This is a genomic window from Frankia sp. R82 (genome assembly GCF_023716925.1).
Taxonomy (GTDB): domain Bacteria; phylum Actinomycetota; class Actinomycetes; order Frankiales; family Frankiaceae; genus Frankia.
Map to the genome: position 1 here is coordinate 1 of NZ_JAMQQG010000259.1, position 5,545 is coordinate 5,545.

Genomic DNA, 5,545 nt, shown 5'->3' on the forward strand with positions numbered 1-5,545 from the left:
CTGTTCCGGAGACAGGTGTGGGGCCGTCCCGAAAACGAGACAGCCCCACAACCTGTATATAAGTCCGGCGGCGTCCTACTCTCCCACACGGTCCCCCATGCAGTACCATCGGCGCTGAAGAGCTTAGCTTCCGGGTTCGGAATGAGACCGGGCGTTTCCCCTTCGCCAAAACCACCGAAACACTTCTCACCGCACACCCAGCACACACAGCTGGCCATACAGTCAGAACCGCACAGTGGACGCGTAGCATCTTCGAAGACAAGCCCTCGGCCTATTAGTACCGGTCAGCTCCATGCGTCACCGCACTTCCACCTCCGGCCTATCAACCCGATCATCTAGTCGGGGGCCTTACCAGGCTACCCTGTGGGAGACCTCATCTCGAAGCAGGCTTCCCGCTTAGATGCTTTCAGCGGTTATCCCTTCCGAACGTAGCCAACCAGCCATGCCCTTGGCAGAACAACTGGCACACCAGAGGTTCGTCCGTCCCGGTCCTCTCGTACTAGGGACAGCCCTTCTCAAGTCTCCTGCGCGCGCGGCGGATAGGGACCGAACTGTCTCACGACGTTCTAAACCCAGCTCGCGTACCGCTTTAATGGGCGAACAGCCCAACCCTTGGGACCTACTCCAGCCCCAGGATGCGACGAGCCGACATCGAGGTGCCAAACCTTGCCGTCGATATGGACTCTTGGGCAAGATCAGCCTGTTATCCCCGGGGTACCTTTTATCCGTTGAGCGACGGCGCTTCCACAAGCCACCGCCGGATCACTAGTCCCTGCTTTCGCACCTGCTCGACATGTCTGTCTCACAGTCAAGCTCCCTTGTGCACTTGCACTCAACACCTGATTGCCAACCAGGCTGAGGGAACCTTTGGGCGCCTCCGTTACTCTTTAGGAGGCAACCGCCCCAGTTAAACTACCCACCAGACACTGTCCCTGATCCGGATCACGGACCGAGGTTAGACATCCAGTACGACCAGAGTGGTATTTCAACAATGACTCCACCAGAACTGGCGTCCCAGCTTCACAGTCTCCCACCTATCCTACACAAGCCGAACCGAACACCAATATCAAGCTATAGTAAAGGTCCCGGGGTCTTTCCGTCCTGCCGCGCGTAACGAGCATCTTTACTCGTAGTGCAATTTCGCCGAGTCTGTGGTTGAGACAGTGGGAAAGTCGTTACGCCATTCGTGCAGGTCGGAACTTACCCGACAAGGAATTTCGCTACCTTAGGATGGTTATAGTTACCACCGCCGTTTACTGGCGCTTAAGTTCTGAGCTTCGCCCCGAAGAGCTAACCCGTCCCCTTAACGTTCCAGCACCGGGCAGGCGTCACTCCGTATACATCGTCTTACGACTTAGCACGGAGCTATGTTTTTAGTAAACAGTCGCTTTCCCCTGGTCTCTGCGGCCACTCCCCGCTACGGAAGCAAGTCCCTACACGGAGAACGGCCCCCCTTCTCCCGAAGTTACGGGGGCATTTTGCCGAGTTCCTTAACCACAGTTCACTCGAACGCCTCGGTATTCTCTACCTGACCACCTGTGTCGGTTTAGGGTACGGGCGGTCCTGACACTCGCTAGAGGCTTTTCTCGGCAGCATGGGATCATCCACTTCGCCACAATCGGCTCGGCATCAGGTCTCAGACACATGAAGCGCGGATTTGCCTACACTTCGTCCTACACCCTTGCCCCAGGACAACCACCGCCTGGGCTGGACTACCCTCCTGCGTCACCCCATCGCTTGCCTACTACCAGACAGGATCCCACCCTCCCACACACACCCTCGAAAGAATGCGCATGATCAGATGGTTAGCACACCTGGCCTCAGCATGGACGCATCAACACCGGTACGGGAATATCAACCCGTTATCCATCGACTACGCCTGTCGGCCTCGCCTTAGGTCCCGACTCACCCTGGGCGGATTAGCCTGCCCCAGGAACCCTTGGTCATCCGGCGGACGGGTTTCTCACCCGTCATTCGCTACTCATGCCTGCATTCTCACTCGTATGGCATCCACGACTGGGTCACCCCGCCGCTTCACACGCCACACGACGCTCCCCTACCCACACACAAACCTGGACATCAAAAGATGCCGGGCACACTTGTGCATGCCGCAGCTTCGGCGGTGCGCTTGAGCCCCGCTACATTATCGGCGCGGAATCACTTGACCAGTGAGCTATTACGCACTCTTTCAAGGATGGCTGCTTCTAAGCCAACCTCCTGGTTGTCTGTGCGACTCCACATCCTTTTCCACTTAGCGCACGCTTAGGGGCCTTAGCTGGCGATCTGGGCTGTTTCCCTCTCGACTACGAAGCTTATCCCCCGCAGTCTCACTGCCGCACTTCACTTACCGGCATTCGGAGTTTGGCTGACTTCAGTAAGCTTGTGGGCCCCCTAGGCCATCCAGTGCTCTACCTCCGGCAAGAAACATGCGACGCTGCACCTAAATGCATTTCGGGGAGAACCAGCTATCACCGAGTTTGATTGGCCTTTCACCCCTACCCACAGCTCATCCCCCAGGTTTTCAACCCTGGTGGGTTCGGTCCTCCACACGGTCTTACCCGCGCTTCAACCTGGCCATGGGTAGATCACTCGGCTTCGGGTCTTGGACATGCGACTCAAACGCCCTCTTCGGACTCGCTTTCGCTACGGCTACCCCACACGGGTTAACCTCGCCACACACCGCAAACTCGCAGGCTCATTCTTCAAAAGGCACGCGGTCACCAGACCGAAGTCCAGCTCCCACGGATTGTAGGCACACGGTTTCAGGTACTCTTTCACTCCCCTCCCGGGGTACTTTTCACCTTTCCCTCACGGTACTAGTCCGCTATCGGTCACCAGGGAGTATTTAGGCTTAGCGGGTGGTCCCGCCAGATTCACACGGAATTTCACGGGCTCCGTGCTACTTGGGAAAACGCTCAGGAGAAACAAGGTTTTCAGCTACAGGGCTATTACCCTCTATGGCGGCCCATTCACATGACCTTCGCCTAACCCAGTTTTTTCTGACTCCTCGAAAAAACGGCAGCTTTTTCCGAGCGCTCCCACAACCCCACCATCGCAACGCCTGCCGGCTATCACACGACCATGGTTTAGCCTCATCCGCTTTCGCTCACCACTACTCGCGGAATCACTGTTGTTTTCTCTTCCTGCGGGTAATGAGATGTTTCACTTCCCCGCGTTCCCTCCACATGCCCTATGTGTTCAGGCACGGGTGACAGGATTTAAAGCCCTGCCGGGTTTCCCCATTCGGAAATCCTCGGATCACAGCTCGGTTGACAGCTCCCCGAGGCATATCGCAGCCTCCCACGTCCTTCATCGGCTCCTGGTGCCAAGGCATCCACCGTGCGCCCTTACTAACTTGGCCACAAAGATGCTCGCGTCCACTGTGCAGTTCTCAACGTACGGACAGCCCCAGCCGCACCCGTGAAGCCCACCCCCACACCGGGAGCAGTCCTCCACCACGACCAGACCCACACCCCCCACCAACCCCCCCCGACACCACCGGCCCCCCACCCCCACAGGAGCAGAAGACCGGCAGAACCAGACAGACCAGCAGAAGGATCATCAATCACAAGGAAGCACACGACTCCCTCAGGACCCAACAGCGTGCCACGACCCCCCACCCCACACACCAGCCCGTTCCACCCCACCCACCCACCCCGAAGGACAGACAGACAGGCGTACTAGACACCAGCATCCGAAGAAGACGATCATCGTCAGTGTTCCACACCCTATGAGCAACCAGACCAGCATGCACAGCCGGCCCTGGCCCTGGACCCCCCCACCCCACCAGGGGTGGACAGGCCAGACGCTCCTTAGAAAGGAGGTGATCCAGCCGCACCTTCCGGTACGGCTACCTTGTTACGACTTCGTCCCAATCGCCGGTCCCACCTTCGACGGCTCCCCCCACAAGGGTTGGGCCACCGGCTTCGGGTGTTACCGACTTTCGTGACGTGACGGGCGGTGTGTACAAGGCCCGGGAACGTATTCACCGCAGCATTGCTGATCTGCGATTACTAGCGACTCCGACTTCACGGGGTCGAGTTGCAGACCCCGATCCGAACTGAGACCGGCTTTTTGGGATTCGCTCCACCTCACGGCATCGCAGCCCTTTGTACCGGCCATTGTAGCATGTGTGCAGCCCAGGATGTAAGGGGCATGATGACTTGACGTCATCCCCACCTTCCTCCGAGTTGACCCCGGCAGTCTCCTATGAGTCCCCGACATGACTCGCTGGCAACATAGGACGAGGGTTGCGCTCGTTGCGGGACTTAACCCAACATCTCACGACACGAGCTGACGACAGCCATGCACCACCTGTGCAGGACCCTTACGGACCCCCCATCTCTGGAGGATTTCCCTGCATGTCAAACCCTGGTAAGGTTCTTCGCGTTGCATCGAATTAAGCCACATGCTCCGCCGCTTGTGCGGGCCCCCGTCAATTCCTTTGAGTTTTAGCCTTGCGGCCGTACTCCCCAGGCGGGGCGCTTAATGCGTTAGCTGCGGCACGGAGGCCGTGGAAGGTCCCCCACACCTAGCGCCCAACGTTTACGGCGTGGACTACCAGGGTATCTAATCCTGTTCGCTCCCCACGCTTTCGCTCCTTAGCGTCAGTTCCGGCCCAGAGACCCGCCTTCGCCACCGGTGTTCCTCCTGATATCTGCGCATTTCACCGCTACACCAGGAATTCCAGTCTCCCCTGCCGGACTCTAGCCTGCCCGTATCGACTGCAGGCCCGGGGTTGAGCCCCGGGTTTTCACAGCCGACGCGACAGGCCGCCTACGAGCTCTTTACGCCCAATAATTCCGGACAACGCTTGCACCCTACGTATTACCGCGGCTGCTGGCACGTAGTTGGCCGGTGCTTCTTCTGCAGGTACCGTCACTTGCGCTTCGTCCCTGCTGAAAGAGGTTTACAACCCGAAGGCCGTCATCCCCCACGCGGCGTCGCTGCGTCAGGCTTTCGCCCATTGCGCAATATTCCCCACTGCTGCCTCCCGTAGGAGTCTGGGCCGTGTCTCAGTCCCAGTGTGGCCGGTCGCCCTCTCAGGCCGGCTACCCGTCGTCGCCTTGGTAGGCCATCACCCCACCAACAAGCTGATAGGCCGCGGGCCCATCCCGAGCCGATAAATCTTTCCACACCACCAGATGCCCGGCAATGTCATATCCGGCATTAGCCCCGGTTTCCCGAGGTTATTCCAGAGCTCGGGGCAGGTTGCCCACGTGTTACTCACCCGTTCGCCGCTAGGAGCCGAAGCCCCTCGCTCGACTTGCATGTGTTAAGCACGCCGCCAGCGTTCGTCCTGAGCCAGGATCAAACTCTCCATTAATGCATGAAGAAACCAGGCCATCACAGCCCAGTCAGACCCCGACATCACCACCACAACCCCAAAGAGCCATGGCAATGTGTCCAAAGGAATTTCCCCCACAACCCCAACCAGCCACACCCCACATCAGAAGGGCACAACCAGCCAGAGCCATGAAAAAGGGGGCAGTACATAATTGGCACTGACAATCGGCACGCTGTTGAGTTCTCAAGGAGCAGGCGC

3 rRNA genes are annotated in these 5,545 nt (G+C 58.5%); all 3 read right to left on the minus strand.

Annotated features, from left to right (window positions below):
* Positions 1 to 62: 62 nt before the first annotated feature.
* Positions 63 to 179, minus strand: a 5S ribosomal RNA gene (gene rrf, locus ND747_RS19805).
* Positions 180 to 254: 75 nt separating this feature from the next.
* Positions 255 to 3,361: ribosomal RNA gene (locus ND747_RS19810) — 23S ribosomal RNA — on the minus strand.
* 455 nt (positions 3,362 to 3,816) lie between these two features.
* Positions 3,817 to 5,326, minus strand: a 16S ribosomal RNA gene (locus ND747_RS19815).
* Together the 16S, 23S and 5S rRNA genes form the textbook arrangement of a ribosomal RNA operon.
* Positions 5,327 to 5,545 lie beyond the last annotated feature (219 nt).